Origin of the sequence: Puia sp., assembly GCF_036500295.1 — a bacterium.
Classification (GTDB): Bacteria; Bacteroidota; Bacteroidia; order Chitinophagales; family Chitinophagaceae; genus Puia.
Window position 1 is genome coordinate 1 of the sequence record NZ_DASYCH010000012.1, and the last position, 19255, is coordinate 19255.

Genomic DNA, 19255 nt, shown 5'->3' on the forward strand with positions numbered 1-19255 from the left:
ATCCGGGCGATGGACGATCTTCAACAAGTCCGTCGTGGAGAATTCCTTGTAGATTTCATAGAAATCGAAATCCATTTGAGGTTTAGCTATTCAACGTGGAAGTCCTGAAATAATTTTCGGCGTCCGGCCGTTAGACCCGAACTCAAAAGGTCTTTTTCCGGATCATCTCCATCACCCCTTCCCTGAACTTTTCGCCGATGGGGATTTGGGCATCCCCAATATAGATGTGGTTGTCCTGTATCTTACTCAGCTGAGCAAAATTGACGATGTACGAATTATGAACGCGGGCAAAGGGCATCGAGATCTGCGCTTCGATATCCTTGAGCCGGCGGTACGTCAGCACTTCGAAGGTCGGGGTCACCACCCGCACATATTCCTTCCGGCTTTCGAAGAACAATATCTCCTGCAATAATATTTTATGGAGTTGCGTGCCCGATTTGACAAAAAAGTATTCATTCCCTTTTTCCGGTTCCTTGCCGGTGGCGGGCATTCGGGACCGAAAGTGCATTTCGATCTTCTTCACAGCGGCAAGGAAGCGCTTCAGCGTGATCGGCTTCAGGAGGTAATCCAGCGTATTGAAGGTATAGCTTTCGGCGGCATGCTCCGAATGAGCCGTAGTAAAGACGATGGCAGTGTCATCGGAAAGGAGGGCCGCCAGCTCCATCCCCGTAAGCAGCGGCATATTGATATCCAGGAATATGAGGTCAACCGTATTGCTCTTCAGAAAGGAGATGGCATCAAGGGCATTGTAGCTCCTTGCCACCAATTGCCAGGAGGTAGTCTGGCCGATCAGGACCTCCAGGAGGTTGACCGCATTGGGTTCGTCATCGACGATCATACACCGTAGTTCCATGCAGGGGGATTTTTAAGAAAGCTACGAAATGCTCGCCATCGGCGCCCGTTTCAAGCTGAAAATTGTCATTGTAAAGGATACTTAGTCTTTGCCGCAGGTTTTGAAGGCCCGATCCATTGGGCGTCGCCGGCCCTGCGTGCCGGTTGATCGTGTTCTTTGTGGCGAAATGCAGATACCCGTCTTCCTGGATGAGGGAGATGGAGATGGTATTGACGCCGCTGATCTTATCGATCCCATGTTTAAAGATATTTTCCACGAAGGTCATCAGCAACATGGGCGGCACGGCTATACTGCCATCGAACCGCCGCTCGAAGTGGATGTCGGGCTCCGGCTGGATCCTGATCTTTTCCAACTGGATATAATTATCCAGGAATTCCACTTCGGTACTTAGGGCCACGGTATCGCGGCTGCTCTGGTCGACAAAATACCGCATGATCTCCGACAGCCTTTCGATAAGCTGCGCGGTGCGCGGTGAGTCCAGGTAAGCTTCGTAATACATATTGTTCAGCGTATTGAACAGAAAATGCGGCTGCACCTGGGCTCGCAGCAATTTCAGCTCCACCTGGCTGCGTTGCAACAGCGCTTCCTCAGAAGCCTGTTTGATCACGAAATAGGCAAGGGCCAACCGGAAGATAAAGCTGAGTACGAAGACGGTTATGCCGGACAGAAAAAAGGTAAGCCAGGTAGCGGGATCACGCCAGCCGGAGGAGAGGGGTTGGTTCTCGATGACCGAACGGATATAACCCCTGCCTGCCCCGGCAAGAAGCAGGAGCAGGATCGATGCAGCGATGTATAAGACGTGCTGCTTCTTTTGATATAGCCGGGGATACAGGAGCCGGATGTTCCCATAGATGATCAGCGCATAGAAACACGTGTTGTTGACGGCGAAAGCCGCGGATCTTTTTACCCCGTCACTCGAGATCATCGCGAAAAAGCCGATGAGGAGGACTGCCGCCCACACGAGATACTGCAACCCGACGAGGGTCGCCGGCCTCTTAAACCCGATATTCTTACGCATTGCGACTGCAAAATACCCGATTTCCGGCTTGCGACCCGCCGGCATTCAACAAACACCCTGTTTTGCTCAATACAGGCCCATCAGAGCGATTGTTTAGCAAGGCGCCCCGCCCGTTGAATCGATTTTTTGACAGGGTGCATCGGGTGTTGTTTTGTGTCAAAATGAACCCGATGCATGTGATATGGAAAAAGATCGGCCTATCTATTCTCCTTCTCTGCGCCGCGGCCGGCATATACGCGCAGGACAAAGGGGTTATAGCGGGTCGGGTAAAAGACCCACAGGGTCAGCCCGTGCCTGCTGCGACCGTTAACCTGGTGGATAGAAGCGATCCACCCACCGCCAAAACGATACAAACGGACACGGCAGGCCGGTTCCTCATCGATGGGATCCCCTCTGGGCTGTTTACCGGCACGATTACTCATGCCGGCACTCAGCCTGTCAAGATAGATAGCATTGCGGTCACGCCTATCAGCGGGACGATCGACCTTGGCGACCTCGTCCTGCTTCCCGCCGAAAAATTGCTGACCGAGGTCGTAGTCTCTGCCCGGACCCCGGCGATCCGGACGGGGCCGGAGAAAAAGGTCTTCTCGGTCAACCAAAGCCTGGTCAGCACCGGGGGATCGGCCGCCGATCTCTTGCAAAATGTTCCCACCCTGCAGGTGGATGCTGCAGGCAATGTGAGCCTTCGCGGGTCGACCAATCTAAAAGTCCTGGTGGACGGCAAGCGATCGCTTATCGGCGGTGGTTCGGTCACGCAGATCTTGCAGTCGCTGCCGGCGAGCGCTATCGACCGGGTGGAGATCATCACCAACCCCTCCGCACATTATGACGCGGAAGGGCAGGCCATTATCAATATCGTTTTGAAGAAGAACGCGGCAGCCGGAACAAACGGCACCATAGCCGTCACCGGAGGCACCCGCGAGAATTATACCGCGGCAGCGGCCATCAGCCACCAAAACCTCCGGGTCAGGGCGTATGGGAATTACAGCTATCAGCGCCGGAACACATACAGCAATGGCTACCAGGACATGACCTTTTTATCGTCAACCGACGACACCTACTTTTCCAATGAGACCTTCCCTTCCACAACCATCAACCGGGTGCATTCCGCCAAAGGCGGGTTAGAGTATACGCTATCGCCCAGGGACCTGGTAAGCTTTTCGGGTGGATATAATTCGACTTTGACAAACAGGAGCGAGCAGTTGGCCATCGCCAACCTGACGGCCGGCCGCCAGCCCACGGTTCTTAGCAGCCGGCACAACGGCACCACGGGTAATGGCCATAGCTTCGAGGCTGCCCTTGATCTTACGCATAAATTCCGGCGGCCGCAACAGCAACTGGTGTTTGATCTTGACTATTCCCGCGGAAGTACCGATAATCTCCAGTTGTATGCCACCGATATCTATAACCTCGATGGGCATGTGGCGGATTCGACAGCCGTCATGCAGGACAGCAAGAAGAGCAACGCGACCAACTACAATCTCCAGCTGGACTTTACGACGCCGGCCGGTAAAAGGGGAAAATGGGAGGCCGGTTATCGCAGCCAGATCGGCATCGGCGACAATCGCCAGTGGGATGGAAATCTTGACAAGACCAGCGGTAGCTACGATCCGGACTACAGTCTGATCAACCGCTTTACCAGTACCAGCGCGATCCATGCGGCCTATCTCACGTACCGGCGGGATTTGAAAGGTTTTAGCTTTCAACTGGGAGTGCGGGGAGAGCTCGGGCGGTTGAACGCCAGGTTGGCCAGCTTCGATTCTACCGGGAGACCCGTGGCGGTACCGATCAGGCTGAGCACCCAGGGACTCTATCCCAGCCTGCAGCTGAAAAAGCAGGTTGGCGACGGTGGGCAGTTACAGTTCGACTATTCGCGCCGGGTCAACCGGCCGACGCCGCGGCAACTGGACCCCTTTTTTGATGTCTCCGATCCCGTGAGCTATGACGGAGGAAATCCCCGGTTGCAGCCGGAAGACCTGCATTCCGCGGAACTGACGTTTAGCCAAACCGGGTCGAAGGCATCGCTGACGACGGGGTTATATTATACCCGGGTGAACCATGTGATCAAACACATCCAAAGTCCGCCGGTCAACGACGTGACGATCGCTACGTACCAGAATCTCAGGCGCGCCATCACTACCGGCCTGGAGTTGATCGGTAGCTTTCACCCGTACAAGGGGCTGGATCTTACCGCCAATGTCAACGGATATGAAAGGATCAACGACGGCGATTCGGCGTTTGGGATAAGCGCGACGCATGGCCTTAGCTGGAATGCCAATGTCACCGGTGATCTTTCTTTTGGCAAAGACCTATCGTTCCAACTGCGGGCGGATTATAAGGCGCCGGAGGTGATCGTGCAGGACCGGTGGGGATCGGCCTGGGGGCTGGACGCGGGCGCACGCTATGAGCTTTGGCACCATAAGGCCAGCATTGCAGTCAATGGCCGCGACCTCTTCAATACCCGTCAACCGAACTTTTTACGGGTGAGCGATGCCCTGCTGCTGGATTGGCGTCGGGTCACCTATAGTGCGCGGGCCAGTGTGACCTTCACTTACCGCTTTGGGCATAGCGGTGCCGGTAGAACGAAACTTTAATGTTGAGCTAGTACTTCCTGCATAAATTCAGATAGTGAGATCGCAATTATTTCTGCTCCCCCTGGCGTTCCATAATAATAAGGCTGAACATGGGTTGGCGCGACCGACATAATATTTTCAATGACGAAGCCTTCCCAACTTCCCCCCACGACGGGATGTCCCAGGAGGTGTTCATACTTTCTATATTGTTCCCGGCATATTCCAACACATCGACCGGATACAGTTCGATATAGGAAATGCGTCCGGCGAGAGATTCGCTGGACTGCTGCAACAGATCTATCGACGCAGATCCCAGAAATAGAAACTGTCCCGCTTTATTTCCCTTACGACGTTCTTTGTCGATTACTCCCCGGAGCTGCGCAAACACTTCCGGCAGGCGCTGCACTTCGTCAAGGATGATTAACTTATCCTGATTGTTCTCCTGGAAGGCGACGATATCCCGGACCTTTTCCAGCGCAAGACGGCTTCTAATCGACGTTCTATCATCTATGCAAAACTGACATTAAATGTAATAATTGCATAGTTATCCCATAATATATTGACAATTAAATAATTGGAAACGCAAATTAACTGGTTTTGAGTGTTTTTTGCCGGCGCGGCAGGGATTATTCCGGCACTGGTGACGGTTACGGCGCTGCGTAACGAGTGACCTTAACCCGCCCACGGTTGAGAAAATTTCGTGCCGGCACTTCCAGGTATCGGTAACAAAGGGCAGAAAACCCTAATGTCGCGGCCAGGAAAAGCGCAAAGGCAATCCAACCCTTCCAATAGTTGGGAGCCTGGGTGAAGAAGCCTTCCGGTACCGGCAGCCCGAGAAATGGCGCAACCCCGCGGTACGTAAAAAAGACCGGCATATGGACCATATAGATGGAAAAGGACCAGTCCCCCAGTCGCTGCATGGGCGAAGTCGCCAGCCATCGGCTCACCGCCGAACGGTTGTACACAGCGGCAAGGATCAGCAAAGGGAAGATCGCTACCGTGATCAATTCGTTGGCTTCGAAGTGCAGGGAGATCAAGAGTGCTAACCCAATGATCCCAAAACTTGCATTCCTTTGAAGCCAGCGCTGCGCCAGGGAAAGCTGGTACCACCGGCAGACAAGCATCCCCAACAGGAACCCTGCCATACACCGTACAAACGCAAAGTCATTGATCGTATTCAACGTCGCGTCCTGACGCTTCCATGCATGCATGCCGAATTTCGGCACCAGAAAGTACTTGACCCCCGCATATAGCCCGACCACGACCAACAGCCAGAGCCCGCTCCTAACCCGGCCGCTTCGACCGTTCTCCCCGCCTTGAGGGACGCGCCATAACAGCGGTGCCAGGAAGGGGAAGAGCATATACATCCACCACTCCGTACTCAGCGACCAGGAGACCGTGTTCAACGGGCTGGTTGGAAACAGGTGCATGGCCTGCAGCAGGACGAGGGATGCCGGGACCGTATGGACATCGAAGATAAAATGGAAGAAGCGGCTCCAATCCGGATGAGCTATCGGCTGTGACAGGATCAGCGCACCGGCACCCAACGCCCAGAACAACGTGAAAAAATGCAACGGATATACCCGGGCGAACCGGGCCCGCAGATATTGACTATAACCCGCCTTCGTCACCCGTTTTCGGAAACCTTCGCCATAGACATAGCAAAGGATAAACCCGCTGAGAACAAAGAAGAAGTCCACCCATAACCAACCCTTTTCCACGAGCAGGGTAACCCGCCGGTCCACTACAGGGTAAATGAAGACCTGGCTATGGAACAGGACGACAAGGACGGCCGCGACCCCGCGTAGCGGAGTCAACGTCGGCAAATACGCTTTCATTGACAATAAAATGGATTGGAGAATTAAGGTCCCGCCCAGGCCCAGGGCTGGATATTTTTTAGGCCCAGGGCCGGAAGTTTGCAGGCCTACGGCTGGATATTTTGCAGGCCTAGGGCTGGATGTTTTGGTTCATCTGAAAAAGATTGTGCGGATCGTACCGGCGTTTGACCCCGACCAGCCTCGCATAGTGATCACCGTATGTGGACTTCACCCGGTCATGACCTTCTTCCATCATAAAATTCACATAGGAATCCCGGAAGGCGTATGGATGCAGGGCTTCCCAATAGCTCTTCGCCCAGTGGATGATCCCATCCCTTCCGGCCGGGTCCGCATCTATTCCGGCGATCACCATCGCCAGCGTGGCATCCCGGTAGTTCCAGGCCGTATCTCCCGCGGCCACCCGCGATGCGGCGCCGTTGACAGGATAGAGATGCATGATCGAAGGCCCTGCCGGCATTTGTTTCGCCTGCTCACAATGGCGTTCGATCGCCTCGTCAGGCAGGTCTTTGAAAAAGTCGCCCTTCCAATACCATTGCATCCCCGGAGGCAGGAGGGGATCGAATAAGGTCTGAAAGTTTGCGAAGGGCATCTCGCCAACGGCGTCGATCATCGGTGTCCGGATCGCCCTGACGGCATCCAGGACCGGCTGCATCCGGGCCTCGTCACAGTTGCCGCACCAGAAGATGCCACACACCTTTTCGCCATGCAGCCCGGCAGGGAAGGGCTCCACCGGCGGTACGCAATGAAAGCTGAAGAAGCCGCTGATCTCCTCCGGGGCATCCTGGATGAAATCCATATACCAGCGCAGGATCAACGGGGCATCGTCCATCGACCAGAATTGGGGGCCCGCCTGCACCATCTTCACGGGATGCACCCTGAACCGGAACTGCGTCACCACGCCGAAATTTCCGCCTCCACCCCGGAGCGCCCAAAACAGATCGGGATGCTCCGTCGCCGAGGTATGTACAAGGCTTCCATCGGCCAGCACGACATCCGCATCCAGCAGGTTGTCGATGGTCAGCCCATGACTGCGGGTGAGATTACCCAGTCCTCCGCCCAGTGTGAGTCCGCCAATCCCCGTGCTCCCAAAGATCCCGCAGGGCAGCGCCAGCCCATATTCCTGAGTGGTTGCATCGATCTCCTTTAGCAGACATCCCGCTCCGACCGTCACGGTCATCGCTGTTGGGTCGATAACGATTTCCTTCATCGGGGAAAGATCGATCACCAGCCCATTATCGCAAATCCCCAGGCCGGCGCCGTGATGACCACCACTGCGCACCGCCAGCGGCATCCGGTACAGCCGCGCAAAAATGACACAGGCCGCTACATCGGCGGCGGTCTTACATTGGGCGATCGCTGCCGGCCGTTTGTCGATCATGCCGTTAAAAACCTTCCGCGCCTCGTCAAAGGCGACGTCGCCGGGAAAGATCATTCTCCCCGTCAAGTCTTTTTTCAATCTTTCAATTGGAGTAATTGAGATCATTCCTGTTTTGCTTACAGTTTAAAACACGCGGTGTTGCTATAAGCGGAACAAAACTACCGAGCCCATCGCGGCCCGGGTTCGCTGACAAGTCCAGAAACTTATCTTTCCGGTCCTTCTTTTGGGTTAAGCTGTTTTTGCGCCCGATACTGGAGGGGAGCGGTGCCAAATCGCTGCTTGAATACGCGGTTGAAATGCGTCTGACTTTCAAAGCCGCATTCATCCGCGATCTCAGCCACCGGATCATTCGAACGGAAAAGCATCATCTCCGCAAGATCCAACCGCTTGGTCAAAAGCCATTTTCCCGGCGGCACCCGATAAACGGCGAGGAACTCCCGTTTAAAAGCCGAAAGGCTACGATTGGCGATCCGCGCAAATTCCGCCAGCGAGAGGTTGTACCGGTAATTGGTTTCCATCACTTCCCGCAGGTTCAGCTGCCGTTCGTCGACCTCGCTGAGATAGGACAGAAGCCGGTGGTTCTCGGGGTCGGCGAGAAGCTGGAAGATCATCTCCCGGAATTTCATTTCGACAAGATGCTCCGGCACGGCCGGCGTCTGAAAGAAATAAGGCACCATGGAATCGAAAAAGGCCCGGCTTAGCTCGGTGAGATGAAGGGGGATCACCTGTTCGTCGAAGGGTTGGGTCGAAGGCCGTATCGGCAGCGAGCTGCGGTATTCGGTGACAAAGTCCCACAGATAACTGTCGGTGACAAAAAAGGCCATCAGCCGCCAATCCATATCGAAGAACTGCTCCTGCAAATATCCGCCCTTCCGGATATATGCACAGGTGCCTTCGTTGAGGGGATAGGTCCGGCCAGGGTGACAGAAGGTTTTCTTACCCTGCAGGACATAAATGAAAAAGTTCAGGTGGGTATATAAGCTGGAATATTTCTCTTCCTGTGGACACTGGTAATGAACGAATAAAAGGTCCCTGAAGGACAGTTTTTTGTAGTCCTCGCCCTGGGATTGCAGAAAGTCATAGACATTGATCATGGCATCACTGTTACAAGTTACCTATTCCGGCTGAATTCAAAATGTCCGGCGAATAGGTAACGGAAAATATACCCACTTGGGTTGGCTGGCCAAAGCCTTTCTCTCATGGATGCGCAAAAAAAAACCGCCGGCAGGCAGTTTTTTGATCTTGGTGTAGCCAACTTTAGTTATACCGTAAGCCTTCCATGGATCAGGATGTCGCCGATCATGAACAGACCGATGCCCCCTATAATAAAGGCCCAGTATTGCAATTTGATGAAGAAGAGCGAATGGTTGGGTTTGACGGTAATCTCCCGGCCTGTCTGTTTGTCTATCAGGACACGCGCCTTTGCCGGCGAATTCAGCCGGGTGCCGGTGAACCAGATAATTGTCGCGGAAACAAGGGCGCCGACGGCAGCACCGAGGTCTTCCGACCAGCCAATTTTATCAAACAGTAAACTAAAGAGGGCGCCTACGAGCACCGCAATAACGAGGGCTAAAATGCCGAGACCTTTCCAAAAAATCATAACGGTTAGAGTTTAGGTCGCCTAAGATACAGGATTTTGCCTCTCACAAAAACGATTCAGTGACTTTTTTTGCATATACGATAGGATCCTCGCCCTTGTAAATGCTTGCGACTACGGTGCAGCCCTCGAAGAGAAGGAAGATGGCCTCGACGATCATGTCGATGCTGAGGGTTGGTTTTTTGATTTTGATCTGGACCAACAATGCTCTGATGAACGCTTTCATCCGGTCTTTTTCCCGGCTGACCTGCTCGACGATCTTGAGATCGCCTTTTGGCACTTCTGCCATGACCTTTGCAAAATGACAGCCGCGGAAGCCGGTTGCATATTGCTCATCGAGGCGAAAGTCGAAGATGCCGAGCAATTTTGACCGGGGATCGTCATAGCGTTCGAGAAACTTCTCCAGCCGTTGGAACCAGGCACTCTCCGCATGGGAGATATAGGCGATCAGGATGTCCCGTTTTGAGGGAAACTGGTTATACAGGGATTGACGGGCAATGTCTGCCTCGGCCACGATCTGGCTGATACCTGTTGCATTGTATCCCTGTTCGTAGAAGAGCCGGGTGGCTACATCGAGAACACGTGTTCGGGCTGCTGATTCCTTCATGCACAAATTTACTAAAATCGGCCATATTCTGCCGATCGCGGATACCGGCGGCTCCTCCGATCACTGGAGGGTGCTACCGTTTCGTAGCTCTTCGCTGCCTTTGGTGACAAATTTTTCCCCGGCGATCAGCTTTTCTCCGAACACCTGGACGACGGTGTCGCCAACCATACCCACCCGGACGGGCACGCGCTGGGCTACCCCATTCACATCCCCGACCATGAACACACCTTCGGTCGAGTTTACCACCGCTCCTTTGGGAACCACGAATGAGTTGGGCTGTGAATCGAGCCCGATCACGGCTTCGGCCACCATCCCGGGCGAAAGCTTCCCGTCATCATTTTGGACATCGAGCTCGACATGCTCGGATCGCAACGCCTTGTCCATTACGCCCGCCCGCCGGGAGATACTCCCTTCGAATACCCGATCCGCGAACGCCCTGACCGTAAACCTGACCCGATCATTCAATTTGAAAAAGCTTTTGTAGGCCTCGGGGACCTCGATCACCAGGCGAAGGTGCCGCTGCTGTTGTAAGGTGAAGATGGGCATTTCGGAACCCTTGCCGGAAGGCCCGATATAGGCGCCGAGATTGACATTCCTTGCGCTGATCACGCCGTCAAAGGGGGCATAGATGGTCAAATACCCGGTGATGGTGCTGCTCGCCTTGAAGTCGGAGAGGGCGGCTTCCATCTGGGCGAGATCGGAATTGCGCTTAGCCACGGCGATGTCGACATCGTTCTTCGAGATCGTGCCGGGTGTCTGGCTGGCGTCCAGGACGCGCTGGTAGGTCGCGTTGCTGGATTCATAGATGGCCTGCTGCGACCTGTACTTGGACTCGGCGGCGGCGAGCTGGGACACCAGTTCCGGGGCTTCGAGCGTCGCCAGGAGCTGACCCGCCCTTACTTCAGAGCCCACGTCGACGGTCAGGGTCTTGACATAACTGTTCACCTTGGCGTACAGGTCGACTTCCCGGTAAGCCGTCAGCTCGGCGGGGATCCGCAACTCCGTATGCAGGGAACCGTTCCGCAGGACAAAGGTGGACGCCTGGGTTGGGGCAGCGGCTGTCGGGACAGTGGCCGTTGAAACTTTTTGCTCCCCGGTTGCTTTATCCGGATGGGAGGAGCAGCCGGCAAGGAATAGTCCCGTGAGGACAAAAGATGCGATCATGGTCTTGGTGATCATATTTTCGGGTTTGACGTGTTAACAAATGAAAGGCTTTCGGGGTCGTTGGCTTCAAGGGAAACAGATTTGACGGAGGCCTTACCCTGGCCCCAGGCAAACACCAGCGGGAGGATGAAGAGCGCTGCGAACGTGGACGCAATGAGTCCACCTACAACGGCCCGGCCGAGGGGCGAGGTCTGATCCCCGGCTTCACCGAGGCCGCTGGCCATCGGGATCATTCCCATGACCATCGCGAGGGCGGTCATCAGGATCGGTCGCAACCGGAACCCGGCGGCTTCCCGGGCGGAGTGCCGGGCGTTGCTCGTGCTCAGCCGGAGTTGCTCGGCGTTGGTGACCAGCAGGACCGCGTTGGAGATGGAAACGCCCACCGACATGATGATCCCCATATAGGATTGCAGGTTAAGGGTGGAGCCGGTGACCAGGAGCATCAACAGCGAGCCGAGGATCACCGCCGGCACGGTCGTTAAGATGATCGCCGATACCCGGAACGACTGGAAATTGGCGGCGAGCATGAGAAAGATGACGACGATGGCAACGATCAGACCGTTTTGCAGGCTGCTCAGCGTCTCGGTCAGCGTTTGGGTCAGGCCGATGGGTTCTATTTCGATGCCGCGGGGCAATTTGCCAAGCGAGTTGATGGCCTTCTGCACGTCGGCGGCCGCGGCGCCCAGGTCCTTGTTATTGAGGTTGGCGGTAACGGATAGTTCCGGAAGGGTCCCGAGGTTATCGTTTTCCCCATAGGTGACCCCCTTGGTGATGGTGGCCACATCGCTCAGGATCGGCCGGATGCCGTTTCGATGCAGCGGGATCTCGCCGATATCACTGATGCTTTTCATTTTGTTCTCGGGCACCTGCACCTGCACATTGTAGCTGTTGCCGCTCTTTTCATCGATCCAGATATTCCGGTCGGTATACCGCGAAGAAGAAGTCGAAGCGACGAGCGACCGGGAGACGTCGTTGATGTCGACACCCAGCTGGGCGGCGCGGATCCGATCGACTTCGATCCTGATGGCAGGGTATTGATTGGATTGACCCAGCTGGATGTCGCGGAGATAGGGTATGTCCCTGAACGCGGTCATCAGCTTCCGGGCATATTGCTCGTTAAGCTTTTTATTACGGCCGGAAAAGCGGACTTCGATCGGTGTCGGGGAGCCCTGGCTGAGGATCTTATCGGTCAGCTCGATGGGCTCGAAGGACAGACTGACGTCGGGCATCTGCCGCGCGGCTTCCTGGCGGATCCCTTCCTTCAGTTGATCGAGATTGGTCTTGTAGTCATCTTTGAAGGCGATTTGCAGCACGGATTCCTGCGGGCCGGCCATCCAGAGATAGATCGGGTTGGTGGAGAACATGCTCGGGTGCTGGCCGACATAGGCGGAGGTGATCTCGATATGATCCGCCCCTACGAGTTTCTTGACGATGTCGATGGTCTTCAGGGTTTTTTCTTCGGTCCGCTCGATGCGGGTGCCCTCTCCGGCGCGGATCCGCACCTGAAACTGTTTGCCATTCACTTTCGGCAGGATGTCCTTGCCGATGACCGAGAGCAGGAAGCCGGTGGCGAGGACCGACAGGCCGAGGTAGGCGATGACGATGGGCTTACGATAGGGCATGATCCGGTCGATAAACCGCAGGAACCGGACGCGTAATTTGTCGAAGCGGCTGAGTTGAGTGTCGGGCTCATGCTCGATCTCCTCCAGCACCTCTTCCTTTGCGTTCCAGGGTTCGATCTCGACGAGCTTACCCGAAGGCTTGTGGTGGGCCGTCTTGCCATGTGCTTTCATGATCCAGTTGGCCATCACGGGCACAAAGGTCTGGGCGAGGAAGTAGGAGACGATGACGCTGAACCCGATGGCCAGGGCGAGGGGCAGGAACAGGCTGCCGGGGATGCCGCCCATCGTAAACGCGGGTGCAAACACTGCCAGCACGCAGAGCAGGATGAGCAGTTCCGGAAAGGCGATCTCCACACAGGCGTCCCAGATGGCCAACCGTCTGGGCTTACCCATGGCGAGGTGCTGGTGGATGTTCTCTACCGTGACGGTGCTTCCGTCGACGAGGATACCGATGGCCAGGGCCAGGCCGCTTAGCGTCATGATATTGATCGTCTGGCCGAACAAGCGCAGGAAGAGGACGCCGGCGATGATCGATGCGGGGATGGTGAGGATCACGATCGTGGCGCCCCGCCAGTCGCCAAGAAAGATCATGACCATCAGGCCGGTGAGCACCGCGCCGATCACCCCTTCGGAAATAAGGCTTTTAACGGAATTGATCACGTAGACCGACTGGTCGAAGGAATAGGTCAGCTTGACGTCCTCCGGAAGGGTCGCCTGCATCTTCGGTAGCGCGGCTTTTAATTTCTGGACGACCTCCCAGGTGGAGGCGTCGGCATTCTTGGCAATGGGCATATAGACGGAACGTTTGCCATTGACGAGGGCATAGCCGACGGTGACGTCGGCACCGTCTTCTATCGTTGCCACATCCCGCAGGTAGAGGCTGCCGACCGCGCCTTTGAAGAGGGGGATGTTGCCGAAATCCTGAACGGTGTGGATCGTGGTATTGGTCGGAGTGATGTAGTTGGTGTCACCGATGCGGACGTTGCCGGAGGGCGTGGACTGGTTGTTGAGGGCGACGGCCTGGATGATCTGCTCCGGGGTCAGGTTATGGCTGCGGAGCAGGGTGGGATCGGGTTTGATGAGCACTGTGCGGAAGTTGCCGCCAAAGGGCGGTGGCGACAGCAGCCCCGGGATCGTGGTAAAGGCGGAGCGGACGTAAACATTGGCGAGGTCGAGCAGCTCATTGTTATTCCGCTTCTCGCTGCTCACGATCAGTTCGCCTACGGGTAGGGTGGAGGCGTCGAATCGCAACAGGAAAGGCGGGTTCGAGCCGGGCGGAAAGAGGGCCTGGGCCCGGTTGGCCGCGGCGATGGACTCGGCCTCGGCAGCGGCCATATTGGTGCCGGGATAGAAGGTCAGCTTGATCAGCGCAAGACCCTGGCTGTTTTTTGTTTCGATGCTTTTGACGCCGTTTACAAACAGGAGGGTATTGATGTATTGCTTGGTGAAAAAAGGTTCCATCTGGTCGGGCGTAAAACCCGCATAGGGGTGGGCGATATACAATACCGGCAGATCGAGCTGGGGGAAGATGTCGACTTTGATCGTCCTGATGGCGCTGATGCCGAAGAAGAGGACCGAAACGACCAGCACCATGATGGTGATCGGCTTCCTCAATGCGAAGAGAATTAACTTCATAAACTTAAAGATTGTTGTAAAACAAATTGAAGTCGCCGACCGCTGCCGCCTTCAGGAGCAGGGCCTGCCACACATTGCTGTAGGAGATATCCCTGTCTGTTTCCGCCCGTACCAGGGCATAAAGCGCCTGGGTTACGTCGACCAGGTTGGTAAGGCCATGGTTATAGAGGACGAGTTTTTGCTCATAGACATTGTCGGCTGCTTTGACCTGTTGAGGGGTCTCGTAGTAGTCCGCGACGGCATTTCTGATCGTAGAGTCGGAAAGGTTCAACTGAGTGGCCAGTTGCTGGCGCGTCAGCTCGAGGTCTTCCTTTAACCCTTCGCTGATGAGCCGCTGCGATCTCACCTGCTCGCGTATCCGAAGCGGCTGGGTGAGATTCCAGGTGATTCCGAAACCGATCACGTAATTGGCGCGATCAGGTCCGATCCCATCCGCGAGACTGCTTTTATAGTTGGGATTGGCCGCGGTATAGCTGCTCCCGAATCCGGTGCCGCGTCCCTGGAGCGCCGCGCCGAGGCTGAACGTGGGTAGACCAAGGGTCTTATAATAATTGACCTGTTGCTCGCTGAGGCGTATCCTGCTATTGAAATATTCCAGGATGGGATGATGGGTGAGCAGGGTATCCGATGCAGGCGCCAGCGACGCGGGGAGGCTGACGACAAAGAGTGTGTCCGCCTGGACCATCTGCGGATCGGTGCCAAGCATTTTTATCAGCACACTGTTCTGTTGGTCTTCATAGGTCATGGCTTTCAGCAGGATACTTTTGGCATTGGACACTTCGGCGTTGGCCTGGGAGGAATCGACACCGGGCAAGAGTTCTTTTTCGGCTTTCCGGCGGATGATGGCCCGGAGGGTGTCTGCGCGTTGGAGATTGGTGCGGTAGGAGGCTGTCAGGCGTTGCGCAGCAAGCAGGTTCAGGTAAGCCGCGGCGATCCGCACCTGGTGCTGGAAGATCTCCTGCTGCAGGTCGCTGTTGTCCAGGTCATTTTTCAGTCCTGCGGTTTTGATACGTTCCCTGGATCGGCCAAAGGCGAAGAAGTCCCAGTTGATATTGGCCAGGAGCATCGAGCCGAAGGCGGAGTTCCAGTTCTGGCTGGTCAGGGGAAGACCTGTGGAGGCGATGCCGATGGAACCGAAGGCATAAGCCGGACCGTTGGCCCCATTTGCTGTGCCGTAGTCGAGCTGGGCGCCGAGGTTGAAATTGGGCAGATAATCGAGTTTGGTTTGCCTGACGGTGGCAAGGGAGGCGGCCGCATATTTCTGCTTTGCCCGGATCGTCCCGTAATGGGCGACGCCGATCCTGAGAGCATCCTTGAGTGAAAGGGCCTGCTGTGAAAAGGCGGAATGGGGTAGTTGAATGCTGCAGCAGATAGCAATGACAGCCATCCATTTTGTGTGGTAGTACATCGAACGATGGTTTATTTCTTGTTAGATGGCGGGCAACGTTATATCTGAAGAAGGCCTTTTTCGGCGTTACGCCGTTGAGAGAGCACGACGACGGCCATTGCCAGGGCGCCCCACAGCAGCATCTGCCAGGTGGCCAGTTCCCAGCCGCCTATCTTCCAGGATAAGAGGCCGAACCAGGTGCCGATGGCAGCGCCGATAAAATACATGGTCATATAGATCGTATTCAGCCGGCTGTGTGCATGTTCGTGAAGGCTGTATATCCTGGCGAAGTTGGTGACCTGCGTGGCCTGTACGCCGATGTCGAGGAAGAAGATGGCTACCGAGAGAGCGATCAACGAGTAGGGAAAGAGCTTTATCAAGACAATACTGCCGACGATGAGGCCGACGGTGATCAGCAGCGATTGATAGTGGCTACCCTTGTCCGCGAGTTTTCCAAACCAGGGTGCAACCAGGGCGCCGCCGATGGCGATAAGGCCAAAGCTCCCGATCTGGCTTGCGGAATAGTTCAGCGGGGCGGCCGCGAGGTGAAAGGTGAGCGTCGTCCAGAACGAGCAGAAGATGCCAAAGGTGAGCATGCCGAGGAAGGCGGCCTGGCGCAGGATGCGGTACTCTTTGACAAGGGACAGGGTCGACTTGAGGAGATCGAAATAATGGCCTTTGAATTTGGGTTCGATATGGGGCAGGGCGCGGGCCAACAGGAAAACAACGATCAGCACCATCCCCGACGAGATGCCAAAGACATACCGCCAGCCGAGCAGTCCGGTGATGAATCCGCTCAGGACCCGGGCTCCGAGGATCCCGACAAGGATGCCGGCGAACACCCGGCCGACGGTCTTGCCGCGATCGGCGCTGGTCAGGGTCGCGGCCATCGGCAGAATGATCTGAGCCGGGGTGGTGAACAGCCCGATCAAAAAACTAAGTATATACGCTGCCGTTAGAGTCCCGACCGCGGAGAAAAGCGCCAGAACGACCGCAAGGGATGTGGCGAGGGAGATGATCAGCCGCTTCCGGTTGAGCTTGTCACCGAGCGGCAGCAGGAAGAACATCCCCAGGCCGAAGCCAAGCTGTGAGAGCATCGCAATCTTGCCGATTGCCGTCTCGCCCACGTTGAGGGAGGTGGCTATTTCCTTTAGAATGGGTTGATTGTAATAGATGTTAGCGATCAGAATGCCGCCGGAGACGGCCATGATGGGGATGATCGCGGCGTGAAGCTTGGTGGTGGGTTGATTCATCTTGATTGGTTGCGTCCGCAAAGCTAGGGAGGAATATTTGAAAATAGACTGACCAGTCAATCTTTTTTTTGTCCTGATCTTTTGTCCGGAGTGGGCGGGGCGATTTATGCATCGCCCCGGGCGAATGGGTCGATTCATGCATGCCGGGTTGTCAGATAAGCCTGCCGGTAGGCGAGGACGAGAACTTCGAGGGTAAAGCCGCGATTGCGGCCGCTTGGATTGGGTAGGACCCAAACCGGGATGTCGCTGATCTTCAGGGCCTGCAGGCCCCACGGGATCGTCTTTTCTCCCGATAGCGATTGGAAGGCCTGTTTGCCCAAAAAAACGATGTGTCTGGGTCTGAACCGTTCGATCTTCCGATAGAAGAGTCCGGCCGAAGCGTCGAATTCGTTTTTGGTGAGTTCATCGGCGCCGGCGGTTGGGCGTTCGACGAAGGTGGTCAGGCCGCACCCATATTCAAGCAGTGTCCGGTCATTTTCCGGGGCAATCTCATGCGGGGTAAACCCGGAAAGATGCAGGGCTCGCCAGAACCGGTTGCCCCGGCCGGTAAAATGGTGTCCATCCAGGAAGGCCTTGAGCCCGGGGTTGATCCCGCAGAAGAGGACTCTGAGATCGTCTTTGATAATATCTTCTAAAGTGCGCATGTTGTTTTTATTTTAGCCTGATCTCGCTGATGCTATATCCCTGGGGGACCATCGGGAAGACATTTAGCTCTTTACCTACCATCACCTCGAGCAGGTAGGCTGATGGGCTGTTTATCATTTCGGCCAGGGCGGCTTGCAGTGTTTCGCGTGTGGTCACGCGTCTTCCCGGGATCCGGTAGGCGGCGGCCAGGGCCACGAAGTCCGGGCTTTCGATGTCGGAAAAGGAGTAGCGGCTATCGTTGAAGAGTTCCTGCCACTGCCGGACCATTCCCAGGTACCGGTTGTTCAGGATGATGATCTTGATGTCGATCTTGTTTTGCATGATGGTCCCCAATTCTTGCAGGGTCATCTGGAATCCGCCATCGCCGACGATGGCCACGACGGGTCGGTCAGGCGCGCCGTATTTGGCGCCCATCGCCGCGGGCAGGGCAAAGCCCATGGTGCCGAGGCCGCCACTGGTGACGTTGCTGCGGGTCCTGTTCAACTTCGCATAGCGGCTGGCGATCATCTGGTGCTGGCCGACATCGGAGACGATGATGGCATCCCCCTGGGTAAACCGGTTAAGACCATTGACCACTTCGCCCATGGTGATCTCACCGGAGTCGGGGTGGAGTTCCGGGTCGATCACGACTTCCTTTTCTTCCTGGTAGTAACTCCGGAATCGTTCCAGCCACTCGGGATGTTCTCTTTTTTGGACTTCTGCGGTCAGCAGGGCCAGCGTTTCCCTGCAGTCGCCGGGCACGGCGACAGTCGTCTTCACATTCTTATCGATCTCCGCGGGATCGATCTCCAGGTGGATCACCTTCGCTTGTCTGGCGTACTTGTCGAGGCGGCCGGTGACCCTGTCGTCAAACCGCATTCCGACGGCGATGAGCAGGTCGCATTGGTTGGTCAGCACATTGGGGGCATAGTTGCCGTGCATGCCGAGCATCCCCACGTTGAGCGGGTGATCGCTGGGGATGGCACCCGCGCCGAGGACGGTCCAGGCGGCGGGGATGCCCGTTTTCTCTACAAAGGCCCTGAACCCGGTCTCGGCTCCCCCGAGGATCACCCCCTGGCCCCAGACGATGAGCGGCTGTTGTGCCTGGTCGATCAGTTCGGCAGCCTTTTGGATATTCTGCGGCCGAATCGCAGGGATTGGCGTGTAGCTGCGGATGAACGTACATTTTCGATACCCTTTGAATGCGAACATCTGGAGCTGGGCATTTTTGGTAACATCGATAAGCACAGGCCCTGGCCGCCCGCTGCGGGCGATATAGAATGCTTTGGCGAGGACCGAAGGGATCTCGCGGGCATCGGTGATCTGGTAGTTCCATTTGGTGATGGGCACGGAGATGTTGATGATGTCGGTCTCCTGGAACGCATCGGAACCAAGCAGATGGGCAAACACCTGGCCGGTGATACACACCACGGGCGTGCTGTCGATCATCGCGTCGGCGATGCCGGTGACCAGGTTTGTGGCGCCGGGCCCGCTTGTGGCGAAGACAACTCCGACCTTGCCGGAGGTCCGGGCGTAACCCTGGGCCGCGTGGATGCCGCCCTGCTCGTGGCGGACAAGGATATGCGTTAGCTTGTCCCGGTAATCATAGAGCGCATCATAGATGGCGATAATCGCGCCGCCGGGGTGTCCGAAGATCATCTCGGTTCCTTCCCCCACGAGGCATTCGAGTACGGCTTGCGAGCCGG

At 56.0% G+C, this 19255-nt stretch carries 15 protein-coding genes; 1 reads left to right on the forward strand and 14 read right to left on the reverse strand.

All coding sequences use genetic code 11. The features are described from left to right. Positions 1-142: 142 nt before the first annotated feature. Both VGM48_RS04345 and VGM48_RS04350 read right to left on the reverse strand, forming a co-directional pair. Positions 143-853, reverse strand: coding sequence for a LytTR family DNA-binding domain-containing protein (locus VGM48_RS04345; RefSeq protein ID WP_331576495.1), 711 nt, complete (start codon positions 851-853; stop codon positions 143-145). Beyond that, entirely contained in the window at positions 825-1871 is a 1047-nt protein-coding gene (locus VGM48_RS04350; RefSeq protein ID WP_331576496.1) for a sensor histidine kinase, read from the reverse strand. The genes VGM48_RS04345 and VGM48_RS04350 overlap by 29 nt, the downstream gene beginning before the upstream one ends. A gap of 170 nt (positions 1872-2041) precedes the next feature. Between VGM48_RS04350 and VGM48_RS04355 the strand changes: the two genes are divergently transcribed. After that, positions 2042-4465, forward strand: coding sequence for a TonB-dependent receptor domain-containing protein (locus tag VGM48_RS04355; RefSeq protein ID WP_331576497.1), 2424 nt, complete (start codon positions 2042-2044; stop codon positions 4463-4465). A 46-nt stretch (positions 4466-4511) separates the two neighbouring features. Here VGM48_RS04355 and VGM48_RS25580 read toward each other — a convergent pair whose 3' ends face one another. The 12 genes from VGM48_RS25580 to ilvB form a co-directional block, all read right to left on the reverse strand. Continuing rightward, positions 4512-4850 (reverse strand): AAA family ATPase, encoded by a 339-nt coding sequence (locus VGM48_RS25580; RefSeq protein WP_414711246.1) that lies wholly within the window; start codon positions 4848-4850, stop codon positions 4512-4514. A gap of 241 nt (positions 4851-5091) precedes the next feature. Further along, positions 5092-6282 carry an acyltransferase gene (locus VGM48_RS04360; RefSeq protein WP_331576498.1) on the reverse strand — a complete coding sequence of 397 codons (1191 nt, stop codon included), beginning with the start codon at positions 6280-6282 and terminating at the stop codon, positions 5092-5094. Positions 6283-6391: 109 nt separating this feature from the next. Next, positions 6392-7738, reverse strand: a complete 1347-nt coding sequence (locus VGM48_RS04365) for an FAD-binding oxidoreductase (protein WP_331576499.1) — start codon at positions 7736-7738, stop codon at positions 6392-6394. A gap of 125 nt (positions 7739-7863) precedes the next feature. Next, the gene (locus VGM48_RS04370) at positions 7864-8754 is read right to left on the reverse strand and encodes an AraC family transcriptional regulator (RefSeq protein ID WP_331576500.1); all 891 of its coding nucleotides are present in this window, start codon (positions 8752-8754) and stop codon (positions 7864-7866) included. A 167-nt stretch (positions 8755-8921) separates the two neighbouring features. Beyond that, positions 8922-9260, reverse strand: a complete 339-nt coding sequence (locus VGM48_RS04375; protein WP_331576501.1) for a hypothetical protein — start codon at positions 9258-9260, stop codon at positions 8922-8924. A gap of 43 nt (positions 9261-9303) precedes the next feature. Continuing rightward, positions 9304-9864: a TetR/AcrR family transcriptional regulator gene (locus VGM48_RS04380; protein ID WP_331576502.1), complete on the reverse strand. Its 561-nt coding sequence runs from the start codon at positions 9862-9864 to the stop codon at positions 9304-9306. Positions 9865-9924: 60 nt separating this feature from the next. Beyond that, on the reverse strand, positions 9925-11043 hold the full coding sequence (locus tag VGM48_RS04385) for an efflux RND transporter periplasmic adaptor subunit (RefSeq protein ID WP_331576503.1): 1119 nt from the start codon (positions 11041-11043) through the stop codon (positions 9925-9927). Next, positions 11040-14285, reverse strand: a complete 3246-nt coding sequence (locus VGM48_RS04390) for an efflux RND transporter permease subunit (RefSeq protein ID WP_331576504.1) — start codon at positions 14283-14285, stop codon at positions 11040-11042. The genes VGM48_RS04385 and VGM48_RS04390 overlap by 4 nt, the downstream gene beginning before the upstream one ends. Before the next feature lie 4 nt (positions 14286-14289). Further along, on the reverse strand, positions 14290-15693 hold the full coding sequence (locus VGM48_RS04395) for a TolC family protein (RefSeq protein ID WP_331576505.1): 1404 nt from the start codon (positions 15691-15693) through the stop codon (positions 14290-14292). A 38-nt stretch (positions 15694-15731) separates the two neighbouring features. Further along, on the reverse strand, positions 15732-16925 hold the full coding sequence (locus VGM48_RS04400; protein ID WP_331576506.1) for an MFS transporter: 1194 nt from the start codon (positions 16923-16925) through the stop codon (positions 15732-15734). A gap of 134 nt (positions 16926-17059) precedes the next feature. Further along, positions 17060-17569 (reverse strand): G/U mismatch-specific DNA glycosylase, encoded by a 510-nt coding sequence (gene mug, locus VGM48_RS04405; RefSeq protein ID WP_331576507.1) that lies wholly within the window; start codon positions 17567-17569, stop codon positions 17060-17062. 7 nt (positions 17570-17576) lie between these two features. Continuing rightward, positions 17577-19255, reverse strand: a 1679-nt coding sequence (ilvB, locus tag VGM48_RS04410; RefSeq protein ID WP_331576508.1) for a biosynthetic-type acetolactate synthase large subunit, incomplete at its 5' end; no start/stop codon positions are given.